Genomic DNA, 22,059 nt, shown 5'->3' with positions numbered 1-22,059 from the left:
GCGGCTCGCCGTCCACCGGCCTGTTCTGGTGAGCCGCCACACAGCGCTAGAGTTCAGCAAATGCACTCACCGTTGGAGCACGCGCACGTCCTCGTCACGGGCGCGACCGGCTTCGTCGGCCAGGCCGTCGTCGAGAAGCTGCTGTCCGCCTACCCGAGCACCCGGATCAGCATCCTCGTCCGTCCGCGCGGCGACCTCACCGCCCAGCGCCGGGCCGAGAAGCTCCTGCGCAAGCCCGTCTTCCGCCGGTGGCGGGAGTCCGTGGGCGAGGAGAACGCCCTGGCCGCGTTCCACGACCGCGTCACGGTCGTCCCCGGGGACCTCGAGGACGTCCCCCCGCTGCCGGACGACCTCGACGTCGTCGTCCACTCCGCCTCCAGCGTGTCCTTCGACCTGCCGGTCGACGAGGCCTTCCTGGCGAACGTCGCCGGCCCGCTGAACCTCTATGAGCGGCTCCTCGAGACCGGCTCCGACCCGCACGTCGTCCACGTCTCCACCTGCTACGTCGCCGGGCTGCGCAAGGGCGTGGCCGAGGAGCGCAGCCTCGACCACGAGGTCGACCACCGCGCCGAGCTGCGCTCCGCCCTCACCGCCCGCACCGAGGCCGAGGAGGCCTCGCGCCGTCCCGACGTCCTGGGCCCGCTCCTGCGCAAGGCGGACGCCGAGCACCGCCGCGCCGGACCGCGTGCCGTCGCCGAGGCCGCCGAGGCCGCCCGCGCCGCCTGGGTGCGCGACCAGCTCGTCTCCCACGGCCGCACCCGGGCGATGTCCCTGGGCTGGCCGGACGTCTACACCTTCACCAAGGCGATGGGCGAGCGCGTCGCCGAGGAGCTGTGGCAGGGCGGGGGGCACCGCCTGTCGGTGGTGCGCCCGACCATCATCGAGTCCTCGCTGCGCCACCCCTACCCCGGCTGGATCGACGGGTTCAAGGTCGCCGACCCGCTCATCGCCGCCTACGGGCGCGGCCTCCTGCCCGAGTTCCCGGCGCTGGCCGACACCGTCCTCGACGTCATCCCGGTCGACTTCGTCGTCAACGCCATCCTCGCCGCCGCGGCGGCCCCGCCCGAGGCGGGCCACGCGCAGTACTTCCAGGTCTCCTCGGGCATCACCAACCCGCTGCGCTTCGGCAAGCTCTACCAGTACGTGCGGGAGTACTTCTCGGCCAACCCGCTGCGTGACTCCAGCGGCTCGCACGTCTCGGTCCCCGCGTGGTCCTTCCCGCACCGCGGCGCGGTGGAGCGGGCGCTGCGCCGCCGCGAGCAGGCCGTCGAGCTCGCCGACCGCGCGCTGGGCCGGCTGCCCGCCCGGCCCCGCACCCGCGAGTGGATCTCCACGGTCTACAAGGCCCGCCGCGACCTCGACACACTGCGCAAGTTCACCTCCCTCTACCAGCCCTACACCCAGATCGAGGTCGTCTTCGACGACGCGCGCACCCGGGCGCTGCACGAGTCGCTGCCCCCGGAGCGGCGTACCGAACACGGCTTCGACGTCACCGAGATCGACTGGCAGCACTACCTCCAGAAGGTCCACATCCCGGGCGTGCCCGGGCTCATGCGCCAGGAGCGCCCGCGCAGCACACCCCGCCGACAGACCGAGCTGCCCCGCCGCAGCGACGTCGTCGCGGTCTTCGACCTGCAGCGCACCGTCATCGCCGCCACGCTCGTCGAGCAGTACCTGTGGGTCGAGCTCGCCACCCGGCCGCCCGCGGGCTGGCCCCGCGCGCTGGCCAACCTCGTGGCGCTCGGGCCGCGCTACCTCCAGGCCGAGATGCGCGACCGCGGCGACTTCATCCGCACCTTCATGCGCCGGTACGCGGGCACCGACGAGGCCGAGCTGCGCGCCGCCATCGCCGAGCGTGTCCAGGAGTCGCTGCGCCGTGACGTGCTCACCGAGGCGGTCGCCCAGATCCGGGCCCACCGCCGCGCCGGGCACCGCACCGTGCTCGTCACCGGGGAGATCGACGTCTTCGTCGAGCCCATCGCCCCGCTGTTCGACGTCGTCGTCGCCGGGAAGATGGAGAAGGACGAGGACGGCCGCTGGACCGGTCACCTGCTCACCTCCCCGCTCGTCGGCGAGTCGCGTGCCACCTGGCTCACCCGGTACGCCCGCGAGGAGGGGCTGGACCTGTCGGCCTCCTACGCCTACGGCGACAGCTACGCCGACCGGCCCTGGCTCCAGGTCGTGGGTCATCCCAACGTCGTCAACCCCGACGCCCAGCTCTACCGCTACGCGCGGGCCCAGCGGTGGCCGGTCCACTCCTGGACCACGCCCGTGGAGGGCCGCTTCGCCCCCCTCCTGCGCAGCCTGAAGGAGGCGGTCCAGCGATGACCCGCTCCCTGTCCGCCCCCGAGCCGACGCTGCTGCGCGGCCGGGCGCTGGTCACCGGCGGCACCTCGGGCCTGGGCCTGGAGTTCGCCCGGGCCCTGGCCGCGCGCGGGCTCGCACTCGTCCTCGTCGCCCGCGACGAGCAGCGCCTGGCCAAGACTGCCGACCAGCTGCGCTGGCGATACGGTGTCGAGGTGGAGACGCTCGCGGCGGACCTGGCCGTGCGCGACGACGTCGAGGCGGTCGCCGCGCGGCTGCTGGACACCGCTGCGCCGGTGGACGTGCTGGTGAACAACGCCGGCCACGGCGTGCACACCCCGCTCCTCACCGAGGACGTCGCCGAGCTCGACCGGGCCATGGACGTCATGGTGCGCGCGGTGCTCGTGCTGGGGAACGCGGCCGGGCGGTCGATGGTGGCCCGCGGCCACGGCGTCATCATCAACGTCGCATCCGTCGCGGGGCGCATCCCGATGGGGGCCTACTCGGCGATCAAGGCGTGGGTGGACACCTACTCCGAGTCCCTCTCGGTCGAGCTCGCCGGGACCGGGGTGCACGCGATGTCCCTGCTCCCCGGCTGGGTGCGCACGGAGTTCCACGAGCGGGCCCGCATCCGCACCACCGCGATCCCCGGCTTCCTCTGGCTGGAGGCCGACCGTGTGGTGGCCGACGCGCTGGACGCCGTCGAGCGGGGCAAGGTCCGTACCATCCCCTCCAAGCGTTTCGGTGTGCTGGCGTTCCTCGCCGCACACGCCCCGCGGCCGCTCGTCCGCCGCGTCACCGCACTGATCAAGGGAGGACGGTCGTGAGCACAGGCGCAACGACTCCCGCCCGCCGCGGCCAGCAGCCGCCGCGGCTGGGGCGGTACCACGCACGGTGGCACCGGGTGCTGCGGTTCATCGCCCAGCGGCTCGTCCTGCGACCGGTCGTCTCCGCGGTGACGTCGACGACCGTCGAGGGCACCGACAACGTCGAGGGGCTCAGCGGGCCGTTCATCCTCGTCGCCAACCACTGCAGCCACCTCGACACCGCCGTCGTCATCTCCCAGCTGCCCTACCGGCTGACGAAGCAGCTCACCGTCGGCGCCGCCGCCGACTACTTCTACGCCCGCTGGTGGACGAAGGCCGCGACGTCGCTGTTCTTCAACACCTACCCGATCCACCGCGGCCGCAGCAGCGGGAAGGGCAAGGGCCTGTCCCAGCAGCTCCTGCGCAGCGGCCTGCCGATCATGATCTTCCCGGAGGGCACCCGTTCCCGCGACGGTGTCATGCGCACCTTCAAGCCGGGTGCCGCCATGCTCAGCGCCACGACCGGGCTGCCCTGCCTGCCGGTGGCGCTGCTCGGCACCTACGAGGCGATGCCCGTGGGGCGCTTCTGGCCGGTGCCCGGTCGCCCGCGCGTCCGGGTGCTCGTCGGCCGGCCGATGCGCCCGCATTCGGGGGAGTCGGTCCGCGAGTTCAACACCCGGCTCGCCGACCGCATCCGCACCATGATGACCATGCAGACGCCGTACGTCGTCGGCGACTCGAGGAGGGGCGGCCAGGCCGGCCGGTCCCAGGAGGAGGCTTCGTGACGGGAGTGAGGCACCAGAAGTGGTGGGGCTGGGGAGTCGAGGGCATCAAGTTCGACTACCGCGACAAGCCCAGGATGGCGCCCTTCGTCATGGACAAGATCGGCATCGACCTGTCGGCCCCGGGCACACCTCCCCCGTCCTTCGACGACCTCGACGTCCCCCCGTCACGGCTCCCGGCCGAGCTCGGCGCCACGCTGCGTGAGGCCGTGGGCGCCTCCTACGTCGTCACCGACGACAAGGACCGCGTCATCCACACCTACGGCAAGGGCCTGGTCGACCTCGTCCGCATCCGCGCCGGCTACCTGCCCCGGGTACCCGACGTCGTCGTCTACCCCGGCAGCGAGGACGAGGTGCGCGCCGTCGTCGACGCCGTCGTGGCCGCCGACGCCGTCCTCATCCCCTTCGGGGGCGGCTCGAACATCTCCGGGTCCCTCACCCCCCGCCCCGACGAGACGCGCCCCGTCGTCTCCCTCGACCTGGGCCGTCTCAACCGGGTGCTCGAGGTCGACGAGGACGCCGGCCTGGCCCGCGTCCAGGCCGGGGTGCTCGGCCCCGAGCTGGAGGAGCAGCTGGGGGCCCGGGGCTGGACCATGGGCCACCAGCCGGACAGCTTCAAGCACTCCACGCTCGGCGGCTGGATCGCCACGCGGTCCTCGGGGATGCAGTCGGACAAGTACGGCGACATCGCCGACATCACCCGCGGGATGCGGGTCGTCCTGCCCGGGAAGGTCGTCGAGCTGCGCCCGCTGCCCAGCACGTCCTCCGGGCCCAGCGTGCGGGAGATGATCCTCGGCTCCGAGGGCCGGCTCGGTGTCATCACCGAGGCGTGGGTGCACGTCCACCGGATCCCGGAGAACCGGGAGATCATCGCCTACCTGTTCCCCAACTGGGGCAGCGCGATCCAGGCCATGCACGCGATCTCGGTCTCTGACGCCCACCCCTCGGTCACCCGGGTCTCCGACGCCAACGAGACCGCCTTCTCCTTCTCCACCCAGAAGGCCTCGCGGGGCGCCAAGAAGGCGGTCCAGGAGGGCCTGTTCGGCTTCCTGGAGAAGCGCGGCTGGGACATGGACAAGGTGTGCCTGAGCTACGTCGGCTACGAGGGCGGCAGCGCGCGGGTCAAGGCCGACAAGGCGATCGTCGGCCGGATCGTGCGCAAGCACGGGGGGATCAAGCTCGGCAAGGGCCCCGGTGCGCTGTACGACCAGAAGAAGTTCGACACGCCCTACATCCGCGACTTCCTCCTCGACATCGGCGCGCTCGCCGACGTCTCGGAGACCGCGATGCCGTGGTCGCGCCTCATGGAGGTGTACCACCGGACGATGCGCGCGGCACGGCAGGCGTTCGACTCCCTGGGCGTGCGCGGCTACATCATGTGCCACCTGTCGCACAGCTACCACTCCGGCGCGTGCCTGTACTTCACCTTCGCCTTCGTCCCCGGCACCATGGACATGGACGAGCAGCTGCGGCGCTACTGGGTGGTGAAGAAGGCGATCCAGCAGGCCTTCGTCGACCACGGCGGCACGATCTCCCACCACCACGGCGTGGGGACCGACCACGCGCTGTGGCTGGAGCAGGACATCTCCCCCGCCGGGGTCGACCTCCAGGTCGCGCTCCTGCAGGGCGTGGACCCGGGCGCGAACCTCAACCCCGGGACGCTGCTGCCGGCACACCGGGAGTGGTGAGGCGCCCGACGAGGGCGAAGCCCCCGACCGCGAACAGCACGGGGACGACGGCGAGCAGGGGCAGCGGCCGCGTCGACCACAGGTCGACGACGCCGCTGCCTGCCGCCGAGCCCACCGCGATGCCGAGGTTCATCGCTACCGGCATGAGCGTGCCCGCGGTCACCCGGTGCTCGGGGCCCGCCACGCGCATGGCGGCGGCCTGGACCGCGGGCCCCACCGCACCGGTCGCCATCCCCCAGGCGACGACGACGGCGAGGTCGAGCCCGCCGGAACCACCCACGGCCGTCACGCCGACGAGGCTGAGGACCATGCCCGCCGCGACCGTGACCGGGACGCCCGCCGGGTAGCGGTCGCTCGCCGCACCGACGAGCGCGACTCCTCCCGCGGAGACGGTCCCGAAGGCCAGGAGCAGCGCCGGCGTGGGCACCGGGCTGGGCCGCAGCAGCTCGGCGACGAAGGTGAAGACCACGAAGTGGGCGACGAGCCACGGCGTCGCCGAGCAGCTCGCCGAGGAGCTGGCCGACCTCGAGAGCCGCATCGCCTGCCTGACGAGGAGCCGTGACACGATCCGCGGGTTCCTCGCCCAGACCGAGCACCGCCTGGTCCTCGACGGGACAGGCTGACCACCGGCTATTTCCCTGGCCCGTGTCCGCGTGGCACCGTACGGTCCGAGACGTGGACCTCCCGGACCCCTACCGCGACCCCGACCTGGTGACGCTGTACGACACCGACAACCCGGCCGGGCGCGACCACCGGTACTACCGCGAGCTCGCCGACGCGCTCGGCGCCCGGACCGTCGTCGACCTCGGGTGCCGCACCGCGCTGCTCACCCGGGCGCTCGCCACCGGCAGCCGGAGGGTGACCGGCGTCGACCCGAGCCCGACGATGCTCGACTTCGCCCGGCGGCAGCCGGGCAGCGAGCGGGTCCGCTGGGTGCTCGGCGACGCCGCGACGATCCCGCCGACCGGTGACATCGACCTCGTCGTGTGTACCGGCAACGCCGTCCAGCACATCTCCACCGACGGCCTGCCTGCCGCACTCCGCCACGTGGCGGACGCGCTGCGGCCCGGCGGCGTGCTCGCCTTCGAGAGCCGCAACCCCGCCCGTCGGGCGTGGCAGGAGTGGACCAGACCGGCCACCGAGGGCGAACGCCGGACGCCGTTCGGACGCCTCCGCGAGTGGCTCGAGGTCACCGTCGCCGAGGAAGGCCGGGTCGTGCTCGACGCGCACAACGTCATCGATGACGGCGAGGACCGCGTCTACACGAGCGTCCTACACTTCCGCACCGCCGCCGAGCTCACCGCACACCTCCTCGCAGCGGGTTTCTCCCGCGTGCAGGTCGACGGTGACTGGGACGGCGGGCCGGTCACCGACGCCTCACGAATCCTCGTCTTCCGCGCCGTCCGCGGCTGACACCTCGAAAATCCGCTTCCCGCAGAGAGGACGACCATCCCATGCGCTGGGCCTACATCTACGAGCACCCCGGGACGGACCCGACGTCCGACCGGACCGTCGTCGCCCGCGACGGCGTCACCTCGATCCTCGTCCCCGTCCCGGACGCCGCCGCCGTCCCGGGCGTCGCACGTGAGCTCGCCGCCGAGGGCGTCCGGCTGATCGAACTGTGCGGCGGGCTCACCCCCGCGGACGCGGCCGCGGTGAGGGCGGCCGTGGGTGACTCCGTCGCGGTCGGGCACGTGACGTTCGCGATGGACTCGCTCGCCGCCGCCGCTGCATACGCCGCGGACTTCGGCGAGGGGACGGGCTGAGGCGCGGGCGGACGCCCCCGCCCCGACGCCGCTACGCCGGCCGGGTCACTCCTGGTAGGCGTACCGCTCCTCGCGCCAGACGTCCCCGCGCAGGTGGTATCCGCGCTCCTCCCAGAAGCCCCGCTGCGGGGCGGCCGTGTAGTGCCAGCCGCGCACCCACTTCGGCCCCTTCCAGGAGTACAGGTGCGGCAGGATGAGCCGCAGCGGGGCACCCCGCTCCTGGCTCAACGGCTCGCCGTCGTGGTGGGTGGCGAGCACCGCCCGGCCGGACATGAGGTCCTCGACCTTGATGTTCGCGCTGTAGCCGAACTCGGCGAAGACGAGGACGTCCTCGATGCCGTCGGCCGGCGGGACGGCCTCGACCAGGGCCCGCGCGGCGACGCCGGACCAGCGCTCGTCCAGGGTGCTCCACCGCGTCGAGCAGTGCAGGTCGGCGACCACCTCCAGCGGCGGCATCGCCAGCACCTCCTCCAGGGAGAAGCGGTGCTCGGCACCGTCGCGGGTGAGCCCGCCGATGGCGAAGTCCCAGCGCTCCGGCCGCGGCCGCGGCACCGGCCCGTAGTGCATGACCGGTGCCTGGGCCACGAGGTACTGCCCCGGGGGCAGGCTCCGGTCGGGCGGCAGCTCGATCGCACCGACGGTGCTCATCACGCCCCCCGCAGCGTCGTCATTCAGGCGCCTCGCAGCATCTCCGCGACCGCGAAGGCCATCTCGAGCGACTGCTGGTGGTTGAGCCGCGGGTCGACAAGGGTCTCGTAGCGCCGGCTGAGCGCGCCCTCGTCGATCTCCTCCCCGCCGCCGAGCACCTCGGTGACGTCGTCGCCGGTGAGCTCGACGTGCAGCCCGCCCGGCACCGTCCCGGCGGCGTCGTGGGCCTCGAAGAAGCCCCGGACCTCGTCCAGCACCGTGTCGAAGCGGCGGGTCTTGTACCCGTTGGGGGAGGCGAAGGTGTTCCCGTGCATCGGGTCGCACACCCACGTCACCGGGCTGCCGTGCTCGCTCACGGCCTTGAGCAGCGGCGGCAGGGTCTCGCGGATGCGCTCGGCACCCATCCGGGTGATGAAGGTGAGCCGGCCGGGCTCCCCCTCCGGGTTGAGCTTCTCCTGCAGTGCCAGCGCCGTCTCCGGGGTGGTGGTCGGGCCGAGCTTGACCCCGATCGGGTTGCGCACCCGGGAGAGCAGGTCGACGTGGGCGCCGTCGAGCTGCCGGGTCCGCTCCCCGATCCACACGAAGTGCGCCGAGGTGTTGTACGGCTGCCCGGTGCGCGAGTCGATCCGCGTCATCGCCCGCTCGTAGTCGAGGAGCAGCGCCTCGTGGCTGGAGTAGAAGTCCACCGTCCTCAGCGCGTCGAAGTCGGCGCCGGCGGCCGCCATGAAGCGGATGGCACGGTCGATCTCCGAGGCGAGGGCCTCGTAGCGCTTGTAGGCCGGGTTGGAGGTGAAGCCGCGGTTCCACTCGTGGACGCGGCGCAGGTCGGCGAAGCCGCCCCAGGTGAAGGCACGGATGAGGTTGAGCGTGGTCGCCGAGCGGTGGTAGGCCGTGAGCAGCCGGTTCGGGTCGGGCACCCGGGCCTCGGCGGTGAAGGCGTGGCCGTTGACGGCGTCACCACGGTAGGCGGGCAGCTCCACCCCGTCGCGGACCTCGATGTCGTTGCTCCGCGGCTTGGCGTACTGCCCCGCCATGCGCCCCATCTTGATGATGGGGAGGCTGGCGCCATAGGTGAGCACGACGGCCATCTGGAGGATGGTGCGGATCTTGTTGCGGATGTTGTCCGCGATCGTCGACTCGGCGAAGGTCTCGGCGCAGTCGCCGCCCTGGAGCAGGAACGCTTCACCGCGGGACGCCTTGGCCAGCTGCTCGCGCAGCTTGTCCGCCTCGCCGGCGAAGACCAGGGGCGGGGAGGCGGCCAGCTGCTCGGTGACCGCCCGCAGCTCGTCGACGTCGCGCCACAGCGGCTGCTGGGAAGCCGGGAGCTCTCGCCACTTGTCCAACCCGCGCAGGACCGCGGGATCTGCCTCGATACTCACGCCCGCCAGGATACGGGAGGTCCGGAACGTGGAACGCCGCCGGTCCGCACCGTGGGAAACGGGCGGCCGGCGGCGTCCGGGACAGGTCCGGTCAGTGCTCCACGGGGTCGGCCGGGGCGACGTCCTGGCCGATGCTCGCCATGAGCTCGGTGAACCACGGCTGGGTGATGTCGAAGGCCTTGCCACCGGCGATCCGCGGGAACGGGATCGTCGTCAGCTCCCCGCCGTTCTCCTCGTCGTGCCCGACGACGCCGGAGACGTCGGCCAGCGCGCTGTCCACGGCCTTGTGGACCATCGTGCGGATGAGCTCGAGGTCGCGCTCGTTCGCCGGGGCGGAGCGGGAGAAGTAGCCGGACTTCTGCACCATGACCTTCTCCGCGCCGATGAGCTCGGCGAACTGCTTGCCGAACCACTGGCCGGGGTTGATCGTGTCGAGCTTGACATGGCCGAAGGGGTCACGCTGGACCTCCTCGCCCTTGGCCTCGAGCTCGGCGATGATCTCCGGCACACCGGCACCCTCGGAGAGGAAGATGTTGACGTTCCCCAGCTCGTCCATGACGCCCCGCAGGCGCTGGGCCTCGCTCTCCAGGTCGATCTTCATCTCGGGCAGGAAGACGGCGTGGACGTCCCAGCGCTCCTTGACGAGCCCGGCGCTCGGGTTCCACTCGGGCTGCTCGGCGACCCAGCGGTGGTAGTCCTGGGCGGCCGCCGCGGTGAGCCAGCCGCAGTGGCGGCCCATGACCTCGTGGATGATGAGCATCCGCGGGTTGGAGCGGTGCTCGCCGATGATGTTCTGCGCGAACCGGCTCGCCTGCTCGGCGGCGGTGTAGGCGCCCAGCGACTGCTGGATCGGGATGATGTCGTTGTCGATGGTCTTGGGCAGGCCGACCACCGCCATGTGGTAGCCGTTCTCCTCCAGGTAGGCGGCCAGGTCCGCGGCGGTGGTGTTCGTGTCGTCCCCGCCGATGGTGTGGAGGACGTCCACGCCGTCGGCGCGGAGCTGCTCGGCGGCGACCTTGAGCGGGTCGTCACCCTCCTTGACCAGGCCGCGCTCGACCAGGTTCTTCACGTTGGTGAGCTTGACGCGGCTGTTGCCGATGGGGCTGCCGCCGAACTTGTGCAGCACACCCGCGCGGGCCCGGGCCTCGTCGTCGAAGACGATCTTGTTGCCGGTCAGCAGACCGTGGTAGCCGTACTGGTAGGCGATGATCTCCACGTCCGGCGCCACCTCGGTGTAGCGCTCGATCAGGCCTCCCACCGCGGAGGACAGGCAGGGGGCGAAGCCACCTGCGGTGAGCAGTGCGACACGGCGAACGGGCATCAGGAACCTTTCGTCGAACGGGGGCGGAGGCGAGCAGGTGCGCTCGCACGCGCAGCCCAGTGTAATGACGCCGCGGGGTGGTCCGCCGTCACCTCCCGGGGCGCTCGTCGTCCTCCGTGCTCTCCTGCATCGCGGCCTCCAGCCGCTCCTTGCCCTCGGCGAGCTCCTGCGCGGTGGGCTCCGGCACGCCGGTCCCCGGTGCGCGGCGACCACCCGGGGCGGCGGGGCCGCCCACGGGCCGCTCCGCCGCGGCCCGGGCCTTGACCGTGGAGGCGTAGACGTCGACGTACTCCTGGCCGGAGAGCCGCATGATCTCGTACATGATCTCGTCGGTGACCGAGCGCAGGACGAAGCGGTCCTCCTCCAGGCCGGCGTAGCGGCTGAAGTCCAGCGGCTTGCCGATGACGACGCCGATCGGCCGCAGCCGCGGGATGCGGGTGCCGATGGGCTGGGCGATGTTCGTGCCGATCATCGCGACCGGGATCACCGGTGCTCCCGACTGCAGCGCGAGGCGCGCGACCCCGGTCTTGCCCCGGTAGAGCCGACCGTCGGGGCTGCGGGTCCCCTCGGGGTAGATGCCGAAGAGCTCGCCCTCCTCCAGCCGCCGCAGGCCGGTGCGCAGCGCCGCCTCGCTCGCCCGGCCGCCGCTGCGGTCGACGGGGATGGTGCCGACCCCGCGCATGAAGCCGGCCACGAGCCGGCCCTTGATGCCGCGGCCGGTGAAGTAGTCCTGCTTGCCCAGGAAGACCACGGGGCGGCGCAGCATGAGCGGGAGGAAGAAGGAGTCGATGACCGCGAGGTGGTTGCTGGCCAGGATCGCGGGGCCCTCGTCGGGCACGTGCTCCGCGCCCCGGATCCACGGCTGGTAGAAGACCCGCAGGACGGTGCCGAGCGTCGCCTTCATCAAGCCGTAGAACACCGGGCCGCTCCTTCTGCGATTCTCGGGCGGCCCATGTCGGCCGCGCCCTGCGCAGCACTCTAGAGTGCTGTGCATGGCTGGTCCTACCCGGGGTGCCGCCGAGGGCGGCAACGTCCCCGACGACGACCTCGACGCGAAGTGGGCCGAGCTCACCGCCCGGCTCGGTGAGCTCCGCCTGCCCCCGGACGACGACGAGGAGGACGACGCTGCCGCCACCTCGGCCGCCCAGCCGCCGCCCGCGTCGTTCACACCGGCGCCCGGGCCGCGCGACTACAGCCCCGCACCGGAGACCGACGACGAGGACGACGACCCCGCACGCGACCTCGTCGACGGCTTCGTCGCGCCCGACCCCGACCCGCTGGCCCGCGCCGAGCCGGTCGTGGTCCTCGGCTGGGTGAGCGCGCTGGGCGGGATCGCCCTCATGGTCGTGTGCGTCCTGCTGTGGCGCGGCGCCCCGGGGCTCGTGTGGCTCGCCGCCGCGGGCGCTCTCGCGATCGGCCTGGGGCTGCTCCTGTGGCGGATGCCGGCCCGTCGGGACGTCGACGACCACGACGACGGCGCGGTCGTCTGACCCGCGGGCCGGCCTGCGGCTCAGTGCCGCACGAGGTCCGCAGCCCCGACGATCCCCGCCTCGTTGCCGAGCTCGGCGAGCTCGATGCGCGCCTCGGGCCGGTAGCCGCGGGCGGAGAGCTGCGCGCGGAAGGAGGCGCGGGCGGCCTCGAGCACGAGGTCCCCGGTCTCGGCGACTCCCCCGCCCACGACGAACAGCTCGGGGTCGAGGACCGCGGCGAGGTCGGCCATGCCGGCGCCGAGCCACCGGCCGAGCTCCTCGACCAGCTCCCGGGCGAGCGGGTCGCCCTCCCCCGCGGCCTGGGTGACGTGCTGGCCCTTGACCTTGGTGCCGTCCGCCTCCGCCAGCTCGCGCAGCCGACCGGCGCGGTCCTCGTCGGTGATGAGCGCCATCCGGGCTGCCCGGGTCAGGGCCCGGCCGGAGGCGTACATCTCCCAGCAGCCCTCGTGCCCACAGCCGCAGTAGTGGCCGGAGGGCACCACCCGCATGTGGCCGAGCTCACCCGCGGCGCCGAACGCGCCGCGGATGAGCCGGTCGTCGAGGATGATGGCGCCGCCGAGCCCGGTGCCCAGGGTGAGCATGACCATCGACCGGGCGGTGCGCCCGGCCCCGAAGCGGAACTCCGCCCAGCCGGCCGCGTTGGCGTCGTTCTCGATGACGATGGGCAGGTCGATGCCGCGGGACAGGCGCTCGCGCAGCGGGTAGTCGCGCCAGGCGATGTTCGGGGCGAAGAGCATCCCGTCGCGCTCGGGGCTGACGAAGCCGGCGGCCGCGACCCCGACACCGGTGACGTCGTGGCCGGGGCGCAGCTCGGCGACGGCAGCGATCACCGCGCTCTCGATCGCCTCCGGGTCGGTCGCGTCCGTCGCCCGTCGTGTCTGGGCGAGCACCCGCCCGGAGTCGTCGACCAGCCCGGCCGCGATCTTCGTCCCTCCGATGTCGACCCCGATCGCCGTCATCGCTTCACCCGTCTTCCTTGTCCTGGGGCACCGTCCGGACGCGTTCGGCGCACCGCCGCTCCCCACGTCGTGCCGTTCTGCCATATCGTGTGGTCGGAAGGCATCCCCTCCGACCGCTGCCACTGGAGTCAGTATGGACGAGTTCCACGTTCCGCTAGCCGTGACGTCCGACCCGTCGACGAGCATCAGCGACCTCCTCATCGCCCAGGCGACGGAGTCGCCGGACAAGGTGCTCATCGAGAAGCAGGAGAACGGCGTCTGGCGGGAGTACACGACCAGCCAGGTCCTCGCGCTCGTCGAAGGGGTGGCCAAGGGCCTCGTCGCGGCCGGGATCGCCCCGGGCGACCACGTCGCGATCATGTCGCGGACCCGCTTCGAGTGGACGATCCTCGACTTCGCGATCTGGCACGCGGGCGCGATCCCGGTGCCGGTCTACGAGACCTCCTCCGCCGACCAGTGCGGCTGGATCCTCGGCGACTCCGACTGCGTCGCGGCCTTCGTCGAGACGGCGGCCCACGCCGCGGTCGTGGCCGAGGCACGGGAGGAGAACGGCGGGCTGCCGAACCTGCGCGAGGTCTGGACGATCGACGACGGCGCCCTCGACCGGCTCACCGAGCTGGGGCGGGACGTCAGCGACGCCGACCTCGCCGCCCGCCACTCCGCCGTCGGCCTGGACGACGTCGCGACGATCATCTACACCTCCGGGACCACCGGGCGGCCGAAGGGTGCGGTGCTCACCCACGGCAACTTCGTCGAGCTGTGCCGCAACGCGCTGGAGGACCTCCACGAGGTCATCGACTACCCGGGCGCACGGACGCTGCTCTTCATGCCGCTGGCGCACGTGTTCGCCCGGTTCGTCGAGGTCCTCGTCATCTCCGGCGGGGTCACGCTGGGGCACACGCCGGACACCAAGGACCTCGTCGCGGACATGGGCACCTTCAGCCCGACGTTCATCCTCTCCGTCCCGCGCGTCTTCGAGAAGGTGTACAACGCGGCGGAGCAGAAGGCGGCGGCCGGCGGGAAGGTGAAGATCTTCCGCTGGGCGGCGAAGGTCAACATCGCCTACTCCCGGGCCCTGGACCAGCCGGGCGGCCCGGGGGTGCGGCTGCGGCTCATGCACAAGGTGGCCGACGCGCTGGTGCTGAAGAAGATCCGCGCCGTGCTGGGCGGCCGCGCGGTGTACGCGATCTCCGGTGGCGCACCGCTGGGTGAGCGGCTCGGCCACTTCTTCCGCGGCCTCGGGCTCATCGTGCTCGAGGGCTACGGGCTGACCGAGACGACCGCCCCGGTCACCGTCAACCGGCCCTCGCGGGTGAAGATCGGCACCGTCGGTCCGCCGCTGCCCGGCACGTCGATCAAGATCGCCGAGGACGGCGAGATCCTCGCCAAGGGCATCCCGGTCTTCCGCGGCTACCACAACAACCCGGAGGCCACCGCGGAGGCCTTCACGGACGGCTGGTTCCACACCGGCGACGTCGGCAGCCTCGACGAGGACGGCTTCCTCACCATCACCGGCCGGAAGAAGGAGCTCATCGTCACGGCCGCGGGCAAGAACGTCGCACCCAGCCAGCTCGAGGACCCGACCCGGGCCCACCCGCTCATCTCCCAGTGCCTGGCGATCGGCGACCGGCGCCACTTCGTCAGCATGCTCATCACGCTCGACGCCGAGATGCTGCCCAGCTGGCTGAAGAACCACGGCAAGGAGCCGATGAGCGTCGCCGAGGCGAAGAACGACCCGCTGGTGCGCGAGCACATCCAGATGCAGATCGACCGGACGAACCGCAAGGTGTCGCGGGCCGAGTCGATCCGCAAGTTCGTCATCCTCGACGACGACTTCACCGTCGAGAACGGCTACCTCACCCCGTCGATGAAGGTACGCCGCAACGCGGTGCTGCGCGACTACGCGCACGTCATCGAGGAGATCTACGCCGAGGCAGCGCCCTCGACGGCGGCCTCGACGTCCTGACCCGCCGCTCGCGCGTGCGTCGGGCCGCGCCGGTCAGCCGGCGTCGGCCCGACGCAGCCGCAACGGCGGCACCAGCCCGCCCTCGGCGAGCACGGCCAAGGCCGTGCGTTCGTCCTCGCCGAGGTCTCGCGTGCCCGGCGCCGGCCCGCGGGCTGGGTCGGTGAGGAAGCTGACGACACAGTCGTCACAGGCGATGTGTCGCATGACGCAGGAGTCGCAGTCGATGATCATGGCGCGACGGTAGGACCGACCACCGACATCGGTCCGTGCGGTGTGCCGTCCGGGCGATGTCGGTGGCCGGACGTAGCGTCCGGGACGTGACCGCGAACCTGCTCGCCCCGGCCCCCGGACGCCGGCTCGGCCTCGAGGACGCCACGCGTGCCGGCACGGGCACCCCGCTCCAGATCGGATTCGACGAGCTCGGCGTGCCGCTGTCGGAGGTGACGTTCGTCGTCGTCGACCTCGAGACCACCGGGGGCTCGCCCACCCGGTGCGAGATCACCGAGGTCGGGGCCGTGAAGGTGCGCGGCGGGGAGGTGCTCGGGGAGTTCCAGACCCTCGTCGACCCGGGCACGCCGGTCCCGCCGATGATCACCGTCCTCACCGGGATCACCGACGCCATGCTCATCGGCGCGCCCCGGATCGGTGAGGTGCTGCCCTCGTTCCTCGAGTTCGCCGGCTTCGGGCCCACCACGGTGCTCGTGGCGCACAACGCGCGGTTCGACGTCGGGTTCCTGCGGGCCGCGGCGGCGCGGCTCGACATCACCTGGCCCTCCCCCACCGTCGTCGACACCGTCGCCCTCGCGCGCACCGTCGTCACCAAGGACGAGGCACCCAACCACAAGCTCGGCACGCTGGCCGGGCTCTTCCACGCCACCACGAGCCCGGACCACCGGGCGCTGCACGACGCCCGCGCCACAGTCGACGTCCTCCACGGTCTGCTGGGCCGGCTGGCACCGCTGGGCGTCACCCACCTGGAGGACCTCGCCACCGTCGCCGACCCGGTCCCCCACCGGCGGCGCCGCAAGGCCACGCTCGCCGACTCCCTGCCCACCGGGCCCGGGGTCTACCAGTTCCTCGGGCCGGCGCGCGAGGTGCTCTACGTCGGCAAGGCGGTGAACCTGCGCCGCCGGGTGCGCTCGTACTTCACCGCGGGGGAGAAACGCAAGCGCATCGGCGAGATGCTCGACCTCACCCAGGACGTCCGCACCATCCCCTGCGCCACCGAGCTCGAGGCCGCCGTGCGGGAGCTGCGCCTCATCGCCGAGCTCGACCCCCCGTACAACCGTCGCTCCCGGCGTCCGCACCGGCGCCCCTGGGTCCGCCTCACCGACGAGCCGTTCCCGCGGCTGTCGATCGTCCGCACCGTCCCGGCCGACCGGGCCGGCGACGTCGTCGGACCGTTCACCTCCCGGGCCGCGGCACAGGCCGCGCTGGAGGCGCTGGAAGAGGCCTTCGCGCTGCGCCGCTGCGCGCAGCGGCTGCCCGTGGTCCCGCGCCCGGACGCCCGCGCCTGCGCGCTGGCCGAGATGGGCCGCTGCGGGGCGCCGTGCGTGGGTGGGCAGAGCGTGGAGAACTACGCCGAGGTCGTCTCCGCCGCGCGCCGCGGCCTGACCTCCGAGGTCGGCCCGGTGGTCTCCGCGCTCCGGTCACGGATCGCCACGCTCGCGGCGCAGCAGCGGTACGAGGAGGCCGCCACCGAGCGCGACCGGCTCCACGCCTTCCTCGCCGCCGCCCGCCGGACCCAGCGCCTGCGCCCCCTGTGGCGCAGCCCCGAGCTCGTCGCCGCCCGGCGGGTCGAGGGCGGCGGCTGGGAGGTCGTCCTGGTGCGGTACGGCCGGCTGGCGGGGACGTGCACCGTGCCGCGCGGGGTCGACCCGATGCCGGCGATCGACGCGCTCGTCGCGACCGGGGAGGAGGTGCCGCGGCCGCAGACGGTCATGGGGGCAGCCAGTGCCGAGGAGACCGAGCTCATCGCCGACTGGGTGGAGCACCCGGCCACCCGACTGGTGCGGCTGGACTCCGGTGACGAGCCGCTGGCCTGCCCGGTGGACGGCGCGGCGAAGTACCCGCTGCCGCCGCGGGACTAGTCCCCCAGACCGATCGCGAAGGCCGACTCCAGGTCGTGGCGCGAGTAGGCCTGGAAAGCGATGTAGGTCCGGGTGTTGGTCACGCCCTTGACCTTGCCCACCTTGTCGGCCACGACGTCGGCGAGGTCCTCGTGGCGCCGCACCCGGGCGATGGCGATGAGGTCGACGTCGCCCGTGACGGAGTAGACCTCGCTGATCCCGTCGAGCTCGGCCACCTCCTGAGCGACCTCCGGGACGCGGCTCGCGTCGGTGTCGATGAGGACGATGGCGGTGAGCATGAGGTCTCCTTCGTCTCGGTGGCGGCAGGTGCCGTCGGCTCCATCATGTCGCAGGCGGGGCGGTCACAGCCGGGCGCTGGTCGACACCCACCGGTCGAGCACCGCACGGGCCCGGCCGTCGTCGATCGCGGCGGCGGCGTGCTCGATCCCGGCACGCAGCCGCGTGACGAGGTCGCCGGCGTCCGGTCCGGTCCCGGGCAGGGTGCCGTAGGCGACGAGCGCGGCGGCGGAGTTGAGGAGCACCGCGTCCCGCACGGGCCCGGGCGCGCCGTCGAGCAGCTCACGGGCGACCCCGGCGTTGTGGACGGCGTCGGCGCCGCGCAGGTCCGCGATGGTCGCGGGCGCCATGCCGAACGCCTCCCTGGTGTCGATGAGGTGCTCGGTGACCTCGCCGTCGGCGACCAGCCACACCCGGCTCTGCGACGTCGTGGTGAGCTCGTCCAGACCGTCCTCCCCGCGGAAGACGAGGGCGCGGCTGCCGCGCCGCGCCAGCACCCCGGCAACGAGCGGCGCGATCCGGCGGTCGGCGACCCCGATCGCCGCCGCGCGGGGCCGGGCCGGGTTGGTGAGCGGGCCGAGCACGTTGAACGCGGTGGAGACGGCGAGCTCGCGCCGTGCCGTGGCGGTGTGCCGGAAGGACGGGTGGAAGGTCTGCGCGAAGCAGAAGGTGATGCCCACCTCGTGGAAGACCCGCTCCACCTGGGAGACGGTCATGTCGAGCCGCACGCCGAGCGCCTCGAGCACGTCGGCGGAGCCGCTGGCCGAGCTGGAGGCCCGGTTGCCGTGCTTGACCACCGGGACACCCGCGCCGGCGACGACGAGGGAGGACATCGTGGAGATGTTGACCGTGCGGGCGCGGTCGCCGCCGGTGCCGACGATGTCGACGACGTCGTCGGGCAGGTCCACCCGGACCGCGTGCTCGAGCATGACGTCGGCCAGGCCGGTGAGCTCGGCGACGGTCTCCCCCTTCGCCCGGAGTGCGACGAGGAACCCGGCAAGCTGCACCGGGCTCGCCAGTCCGGACATCACCTGGTCCATCGCCCACCCGGTCTGGGCCGCGCTGAGGTGCTGGCCCGTGACGAGTGTGGTGATGAGGTCGGGCCAGGTGGGGACGACCGGTTCGACGCCCTCGGGCACCGCGCTCATCGGGTGGTGCCCCCGCGGAGGAGGTCCGCGACGGCCTGCTGCATCGTGATCGGGTCGATGGGCTGCTGGACGATGGCGTCCGCCTGGGCCCACGTGGCCAGCCAGGCGTCCTGGGGCCGCGCGGTGAGGACGAGGACCGGCGGGCACTGGTACATCTCGGTCTTGAGCTGGCGGGCCACCGCCATGCCGCCCACCTTGGCCGCCTCGCCGTCGAGGACGAGCAGGGCGAAATCGCCCTCGTGCGCCTTCTGCACGACGCCGGCGTGGGTGGCGGCCTCGGTCCACCGGATCCGGGGCAGGTCGGCGGCCGCGCGACGACCGACGGCGCGACGCACCTGCTCGCGGGTGGTGACGTCGTCGCTGTACACCAGCACGTCCACGACGTCGGTGGCGGTGGTCGTGGCGGCGTCGGGCTGCGCGGGCGTCATCGTGCTCCTCCAAGATCGCTCGGTACACACCGCGAGACACGGTGGGCCTAGACCGCATGGTAGTCACGCCGCGGCCCGACACGGGCACCGCGTCCCGGTGACGAACAGGGCGAATCGGGCACGGCGCCGGTCGGCGTGTTGGCGCGTGTCCCATCCGGGACCAAAGGCTCAGCCGCGAGATCGTGCGGAAGTTCTACCGTGGGGGTGGCGGCCCCGAGGAATCGCGCACGGGCGGAGTGGTCAGTACCCCCCTGTCTCGGGCCATAATGGCCTGCGTGTCGTCTACAACGGCTGCTCCAAGCGCCCCCCAGGTGAACGTCAACCGCCCGAACTCCGTCTCGGTCGGCACCATCGTCTGGCTGTCCAGCGAGCTCATGTTCTTCGCCGGACTGTTCGCCATGTACTTCACGCACCGTTCGGTGTCGGCGGACATCTGGCCAGAGCACTACGACATGCTCAACATCCCGTGGGCGCTGACGATCACCCTCGTCCTGGTGGCGAGCTCCGTCACCGCGCAGTTGGGCGTCTTCGCAGCCGAGCGCTTCCAGCCGCGCCGCACCGGGTCGCTGTTCGACGTCCGCCGCTGGGGCATGGAGGAGTGGTTCATCCTCACGTTCCTCATGGGAGCGTTCTTCGTCGCCGGCCAGACCTACGAGTACGCCGAGCTCGTCTCCCACGGCGTCACCGTGAGCTCCAGCCCGTACGGCTCGGTCTTCTACATCATGACGGGCTTCCACGCCCTGCACGTGATCGGCGGCCTCATCGCCTTCCTCTACATCATCGGGCGCTCCTTCGCCGCCAACCGTTTCGGCCACCTGGAGGCCACCGGCGCCGTCGTCGTGTCCTACTACTGGCACTTCGTCGACGTCGTCTGGGTCGGGATGTTCTTCATCATCTACTTCCTCGAGCTCCTCGTCTGAGCCCGAGCACCGACCTGCCCCCTGTCCACCACCAACGCTAGACAAGGACACCAACACCGTGAAGGCACTCGCCGCCAGCAGAAGACACCGGTCGGCACCGGTCGTCCTCCTGCTCCTGGCCCTGATCTTGACGGGGGTGGCGTACGCAGCGCTGACTCCCGACCCGGCCACCGCCCAGACGGCCAGCCAGGAACAGATCGACACTGGAGAGGCGCTGTTCCGCACGAACTGCTCCACCTGCCACGGGCTCGACGCGCAGGGCACCGACCTCGCGCCGTCGCTGGTCGGTGTGGGTGCCGCCTCGGTGCACTTCCAGGTCTCCACCGGCCGGATGCCGATGGCCAACAACTCCCCGCAGGCGGAGCGCAAGGACCCGCTCATGACGCCGGAGCAGACCGAGGCGCTGGCCGCCTACGTCGCCAGCCTCGGCCCCGGCCCGGCCATCCCGTCGGCCGAGCAGGTCGACCCGGAGCAGGGCGACGCCGCCAACGGCATGGAGCTCTTCCGCACCAACTGCTCGATGTGCCACAACGCCGTCGGTGCGGGCGGTGCGCTGACCGAGGGCAAGGTCGCCCCGCCGCTCGACGACGCCACGCCGACCCAGATCTGGGAGGCCATGCGCACCGGCCCGCAGTCGATGCCGATCTTCAACGAGGCATCCATCACCGACGAGGGTGCCCGTGATGTCATCGCCTACGTCATGGAGCAGCGCGAGGTCAGCCCCGGCGGGATCACGCTCGGCAACCTCGGTCCGGTCTCCGAGGGTTTCTGGGTGTGGATCGTCGGTATCGGCGGGATCATCGGTATTGCAGTGTGGATGGGAGCTAGGTCCTCGTGAGTACTGATCGCCCCACTGGGGAGCTGACCGCCCGAGAGGGTGCCGGCACCGTCGCGGACGTGCCGGAGCGCTTCGAGAACCCCGGGCTGCCCGCGCACCCGGAGCGGCTGGCGGACCGTGACCCCAAGGCGGCCAAGCGGGTGGAGCGCCAGCTCGTCCTCCTCCTGCTCATCTCGATCGCCGCGTCGATCGGCGGCGTCGTCGGCTGGGCCACCATCCCCGTCGGCACGACCCTCATGGACGTGCGTCTCTCCACGCTCGTGCTCGGCCTGGGCCTGGGCCTGGCGCTGCTCGGTATCGGTGTCGCGGCGGTCCACTGGTCCAAGACGCTGATGTCGAACAAGGAGTACGTCGAGGAGCGCAAGCCGATCGCCTCCTCGGAGGAGGTCCGGGCCGAGGCCACGGAGATGGTCGAGACCGGCATCGAGGAGTCCGGCATCGCCCGACGCCCCGTCCTGAAGGGGGCCCTCGTCGGTGCTGCCGCGCTGGCCCCGCTGCCCTTCGTCGTCCCGCTCGTCGGCGAGCTGCCCGAGCAGTGGGACTCGCGCCGCTTCGCCCACACCGCGTGGGGCCGCGTGCCCGCCGGCTCGGGCGGGCGGCTGCCCGACGGCACCATGGGCCGTCGCCTGGCCACCGACCCCGACGGGCGGCTCATCCGCGCCGCCGACGTCACCAACGGCTCCGCCTTCCAGGTCATCCCGCACGGCCTGGAGAACGAGGAGCACTACCTCGAGGAGAAGGCCAAGGCCGTCGTCTTCATGACGCGGATCGACCCCGCGGAGATGACCATCTCCCCCGAGCGGCGCGACTGGCACTACGACGGCATCGTCGCCTACTCCAAGGTCTGCACCCACGTCGGCTGCCCCGTGGCGCTGTACGAGCAGCAGACCCACCACCTGCTGTGCCCGTGCCACCAGTCGACCTTCGACCTCGCCAACGAGGCCAAGGTCGTCTTCGGCCCGGCCAAGCGGGCCCTGCCCCAGCTGCCGATCACCGTCGACACCGAGGGCTACCTCGTTGCCCGCTCGGACTTCCACGAGACCGTGGGCCCGAGCTTCTGGGAGCGCGAGCGATTGGATGAGAACCGATGAGCGCCACGACTGCGAGCAAGCCCACGAAGGTCCCCGCGGCGGCCGACTACCTCGACCGTCGCACCGGGATCGGCAAGGTCGTCAAGGAGTTCGCCCGCAAGGTCTTCCCCGACCACTGGTCCTTCCTGCTCGGTGAGGTCGCGCTCTACAGCTTCATCG

At 72.3% G+C, this 22,059-nt stretch carries 23 protein-coding genes and 1 pseudogene; 14 read left to right on the top strand and 10 right to left on the bottom strand.

From position 1 onward, the window contains the following. Positions 1 to 60: 60 nt before the first annotated feature. The 4 genes from Q0195_RS10175 to Q0195_RS10160 are packed head-to-tail and all read left to right on the top strand — an operon-like array spanning position 61 to position 5,580. Entirely contained in the window at positions 61 to 2,328 is a 2,268-nt protein-coding gene (locus Q0195_RS10175) for an HAD-IB family hydrolase (RefSeq protein WP_299277910.1), read from the top strand. Then, positions 2,325 to 3,131 carry an SDR family NAD(P)-dependent oxidoreductase gene (locus tag Q0195_RS10170; RefSeq protein ID WP_299277908.1) on the top strand — a complete coding sequence of 269 codons (807 nt, stop codon included), beginning with the start codon at positions 2,325 to 2,327 and terminating at the stop codon, positions 3,129 to 3,131. Before Q0195_RS10175 ends, Q0195_RS10170 begins: the two co-directional genes overlap by 4 nt. Continuing rightward, positions 3,128 to 3,895: a lysophospholipid acyltransferase family protein gene (locus Q0195_RS10165; protein ID WP_299277905.1), complete on the top strand. Its 768-nt coding sequence runs from the start codon at positions 3,128 to 3,130 to the stop codon at positions 3,893 to 3,895. Before Q0195_RS10170 ends, Q0195_RS10165 begins: the two co-directional genes overlap by 4 nt. Next, entirely contained in the window at positions 3,892 to 5,580 is a 1,689-nt protein-coding gene (locus Q0195_RS10160) for an FAD-binding oxidoreductase (RefSeq protein WP_299277902.1), read from the top strand. Before Q0195_RS10165 ends, Q0195_RS10160 begins: the two co-directional genes overlap by 4 nt. Here the strand turns inward: Q0195_RS10160 and Q0195_RS10155 are convergent. Continuing rightward, positions 5,540 to 6,049, bottom strand: coding sequence for a hypothetical protein (locus tag Q0195_RS10155; RefSeq protein WP_299277899.1), 510 nt, complete (start codon positions 6,047 to 6,049; stop codon positions 5,540 to 5,542). The genes Q0195_RS10160 and Q0195_RS10155 overlap by 41 nt on opposite strands. Between Q0195_RS10155 and Q0195_RS10150 the strand changes: the two genes are divergently transcribed. From Q0195_RS10150 to Q0195_RS10140, 3 genes are read left to right on the top strand one after another with little or no spacing between them, the layout of a single operon-like run. Further along, complete coding sequence (locus tag Q0195_RS10150; RefSeq protein WP_299277897.1) at positions 6,039 to 6,203, top strand: hypothetical protein; 165 nt, start codon at positions 6,039 to 6,041, stop codon at positions 6,201 to 6,203. The genes Q0195_RS10155 and Q0195_RS10150 overlap by 11 nt on opposite strands. A gap of 52 nt (positions 6,204 to 6,255) precedes the next feature. Continuing rightward, positions 6,256 to 6,993 (top strand): class I SAM-dependent methyltransferase, encoded by a 738-nt coding sequence (locus Q0195_RS10145; protein ID WP_299277894.1) that lies wholly within the window; start codon positions 6,256 to 6,258, stop codon positions 6,991 to 6,993. A gap of 41 nt (positions 6,994 to 7,034) precedes the next feature. Then, positions 7,035 to 7,346, top strand: coding sequence for a DUF6506 family protein (locus Q0195_RS10140; RefSeq protein WP_299277891.1), 312 nt, complete (start codon positions 7,035 to 7,037; stop codon positions 7,344 to 7,346). A gap of 45 nt (positions 7,347 to 7,391) precedes the next feature. On the opposite strand, the gene Q0195_RS10135 is transcribed toward Q0195_RS10140, so the two are convergent. The 4 genes from Q0195_RS10135 to Q0195_RS10120 all read right to left on the bottom strand — a co-directional run bounded on the left by Q0195_RS10135 (position 7,392) and on the right by Q0195_RS10120 (position 11,613). Beyond that, on the bottom strand, positions 7,392 to 7,994 hold the full coding sequence (locus tag Q0195_RS10135; protein WP_299277890.1) for a molybdopterin-dependent oxidoreductase: 603 nt from the start codon (positions 7,992 to 7,994) through the stop codon (positions 7,392 to 7,394). A gap of 23 nt (positions 7,995 to 8,017) precedes the next feature. After that, positions 8,018 to 9,373 carry a class II 3-deoxy-7-phosphoheptulonate synthase gene (locus Q0195_RS10130; RefSeq protein WP_299277887.1) on the bottom strand — a complete coding sequence of 452 codons (1,356 nt, stop codon included), beginning with the start codon at positions 9,371 to 9,373 and terminating at the stop codon, positions 8,018 to 8,020. Positions 9,374 to 9,464: 91 nt separating this feature from the next. Beyond that, a complete protein-coding gene (locus Q0195_RS10125) occupies positions 9,465 to 10,694 on the bottom strand; it encodes a pyrophosphate--fructose-6-phosphate 1-phosphotransferase (protein WP_299277885.1) in 1,230 nt (409 codons plus the stop codon). Positions 10,695 to 10,782: 88 nt separating this feature from the next. After that, entirely contained in the window at positions 10,783 to 11,613 is an 831-nt protein-coding gene (locus tag Q0195_RS10120) for a lysophospholipid acyltransferase family protein (RefSeq protein ID WP_299277882.1), read from the bottom strand. A 73-nt stretch (positions 11,614 to 11,686) separates the two neighbouring features. Between Q0195_RS10120 and Q0195_RS10115 the strand changes: the two genes are divergently transcribed. Next, on the top strand, positions 11,687 to 12,184 hold the full coding sequence (locus Q0195_RS10115; RefSeq protein ID WP_299277879.1) for a hypothetical protein: 498 nt from the start codon (positions 11,687 to 11,689) through the stop codon (positions 12,182 to 12,184). A gap of 20 nt (positions 12,185 to 12,204) precedes the next feature. Here Q0195_RS10115 and Q0195_RS10110 read toward each other — a convergent pair whose 3' ends face one another. After that, positions 12,205 to 13,143, bottom strand: a complete 939-nt coding sequence (locus Q0195_RS10110) for an ROK family glucokinase (protein WP_299277877.1) — start codon at positions 13,141 to 13,143, stop codon at positions 12,205 to 12,207. A 133-nt stretch (positions 13,144 to 13,276) separates the two neighbouring features. Between Q0195_RS10110 and Q0195_RS10105 the strand changes: the two genes are divergently transcribed. After that, on the top strand, positions 13,277 to 15,109 hold the full coding sequence (locus tag Q0195_RS10105; RefSeq protein ID WP_299277875.1) for an AMP-dependent synthetase/ligase: 1,833 nt from the start codon (positions 13,277 to 13,279) through the stop codon (positions 15,107 to 15,109). Between the two features lie 33 nt (positions 15,110 to 15,142). On the opposite strand, the gene Q0195_RS10100 is transcribed toward Q0195_RS10105, so the two are convergent. Next, positions 15,143 to 15,340, bottom strand: coding sequence for a hypothetical protein (locus Q0195_RS10100; protein WP_299277872.1), 198 nt, complete (start codon positions 15,338 to 15,340; stop codon positions 15,143 to 15,145). Positions 15,341 to 15,426: 86 nt separating this feature from the next. Between Q0195_RS10100 and Q0195_RS10095 the strand changes: the two genes are divergently transcribed. Beyond that, complete coding sequence (locus Q0195_RS10095) at positions 15,427 to 17,199, top strand: DEDD exonuclease domain-containing protein (protein ID WP_366518093.1); 1,773 nt, start codon at positions 15,427 to 15,429, stop codon at positions 17,197 to 17,199. Here Q0195_RS10095 and Q0195_RS10090 read toward each other — a convergent pair. From Q0195_RS10090 to Q0195_RS10080, 3 genes are all read right to left on the bottom strand, one after another. Beyond that, complete coding sequence (locus tag Q0195_RS10090; protein ID WP_299277866.1) at positions 17,196 to 17,477, bottom strand: Lrp/AsnC ligand binding domain-containing protein; 282 nt, start codon at positions 17,475 to 17,477, stop codon at positions 17,196 to 17,198. The two genes, Q0195_RS10095 and Q0195_RS10090, sit on opposite strands and share 4 nt — an antisense overlap. A 63-nt stretch (positions 17,478 to 17,540) precedes the next feature. Next, positions 17,541 to 18,623 carry an anthranilate phosphoribosyltransferase gene (trpD, locus tag Q0195_RS10085; protein ID WP_299277863.1) on the bottom strand — a complete coding sequence of 361 codons (1,083 nt, stop codon included), beginning with the start codon at positions 18,621 to 18,623 and terminating at the stop codon, positions 17,541 to 17,543. Then, positions 18,620 to 19,051, bottom strand: a complete 432-nt coding sequence (locus Q0195_RS10080) for a hypothetical protein (protein ID WP_299277861.1) — start codon at positions 19,049 to 19,051, stop codon at positions 18,620 to 18,622. Before Q0195_RS10080 ends, trpD begins: the two co-directional genes overlap by 4 nt. A gap of 266 nt (positions 19,052 to 19,317) precedes the next feature. Here Q0195_RS10080 and Q0195_RS10075 point away from each other — a divergent pair, with 266 nt between their 5' ends. From Q0195_RS10075 to Q0195_RS10060, 4 genes and pseudogenes are all read left to right on the top strand, one after another. After that, the gene (locus tag Q0195_RS10075; protein WP_299277858.1) at positions 19,318 to 19,971 is read left to right on the top strand and encodes a heme-copper oxidase subunit III; all 654 of its coding nucleotides are present in this window, start codon (positions 19,318 to 19,320) and stop codon (positions 19,969 to 19,971) included. 58 nt (positions 19,972 to 20,029) lie between these two features. After that, the gene (locus Q0195_RS10070) at positions 20,030 to 20,809 is read left to right on the top strand and encodes a c-type cytochrome (RefSeq protein ID WP_299277855.1); all 780 of its coding nucleotides are present in this window, start codon (positions 20,030 to 20,032) and stop codon (positions 20,807 to 20,809) included. 59 nt (positions 20,810 to 20,868) lie between these two features. Beyond that, positions 20,869 to 21,900, top strand: a complete 1,032-nt coding sequence (locus Q0195_RS10065) for a Rieske 2Fe-2S domain-containing protein (RefSeq protein ID WP_299277852.1) — start codon at positions 20,869 to 20,871, stop codon at positions 21,898 to 21,900. Further along, positions 21,897 to 22,059: pseudogene (locus tag Q0195_RS10060) on the top strand (ubiquinol-cytochrome c reductase cytochrome b subunit); the annotation flags it as partial. The gene Q0195_RS10065 and the pseudogene Q0195_RS10060, both read left to right, overlap by 4 nt.

The sequence above is a fragment of the uncultured Georgenia sp. genome, assembly GCF_937958535.1.
In the GTDB taxonomy this organism is placed as follows: domain Bacteria; phylum Actinomycetota; class Actinomycetes; order Actinomycetales; family Actinomycetaceae; genus Oceanitalea.
This window is presented reverse-complemented; position numbering and strand designations above follow the sequence as displayed.

Coding starts and splice junctions, on each gene's coding strand:
- Q0195_RS10175 (WP_299277910.1), top strand. CDS start 61: ATGCACTCACCGTTGGAGCACGCGCACGTCCTCGTCACGGGCGCGACC.
- Q0195_RS10170 (WP_299277908.1), top strand. CDS start 2,325: ATGACCCGCTCCCTGTCCGCCCCCGAGCCGACGCTGCTGCGCGGCCGG.
- Q0195_RS10140 (WP_299277891.1), top strand. CDS start 7,035: ATGCGCTGGGCCTACATCTACGAGCACCCCGGGACGGACCCGACGTCC.
- Q0195_RS10135 (WP_299277890.1), bottom strand. CDS start 7,994: ATGAGCACCGTCGGTGCGATCGAGCTGCCGCCCGACCGGAGCCTGCCC.
- Q0195_RS10125 (WP_299277885.1), bottom strand. CDS start 10,694: ATGCCCGTTCGCCGTGTCGCACTGCTCACCGCAGGTGGCTTCGCCCCC.
- Q0195_RS10115 (WP_299277879.1), top strand. CDS start 11,687: ATGGCTGGTCCTACCCGGGGTGCCGCCGAGGGCGGCAACGTCCCCGAC.
- Q0195_RS10110 (WP_299277877.1), bottom strand. CDS start 13,143: ATGACGGCGATCGGGGTCGACATCGGAGGGACGAAGATCGCGGCCGGG.
- Q0195_RS10105 (WP_299277875.1), top strand. CDS start 13,277: ATGGACGAGTTCCACGTTCCGCTAGCCGTGACGTCCGACCCGTCGACG.
- Q0195_RS10100 (WP_299277872.1), bottom strand. CDS start 15,340: ATGATCATCGACTGCGACTCCTGCGTCATGCGACACATCGCCTGTGAC.
- Q0195_RS10090 (WP_299277866.1), bottom strand. CDS start 17,477: ATGCTCACCGCCATCGTCCTCATCGACACCGACGCGAGCCGCGTCCCG.
- trpD (WP_299277863.1), bottom strand. CDS start 18,623: ATGAGCGCGGTGCCCGAGGGCGTCGAACCGGTCGTCCCCACCTGGCCC.
- Q0195_RS10080 (WP_299277861.1), bottom strand. CDS start 19,051: ATGACGCCCGCGCAGCCCGACGCCGCCACGACCACCGCCACCGACGTC.
- Q0195_RS10075 (WP_299277858.1), top strand. CDS start 19,318: ATGGCCTGCGTGTCGTCTACAACGGCTGCTCCAAGCGCCCCCCAGGTG.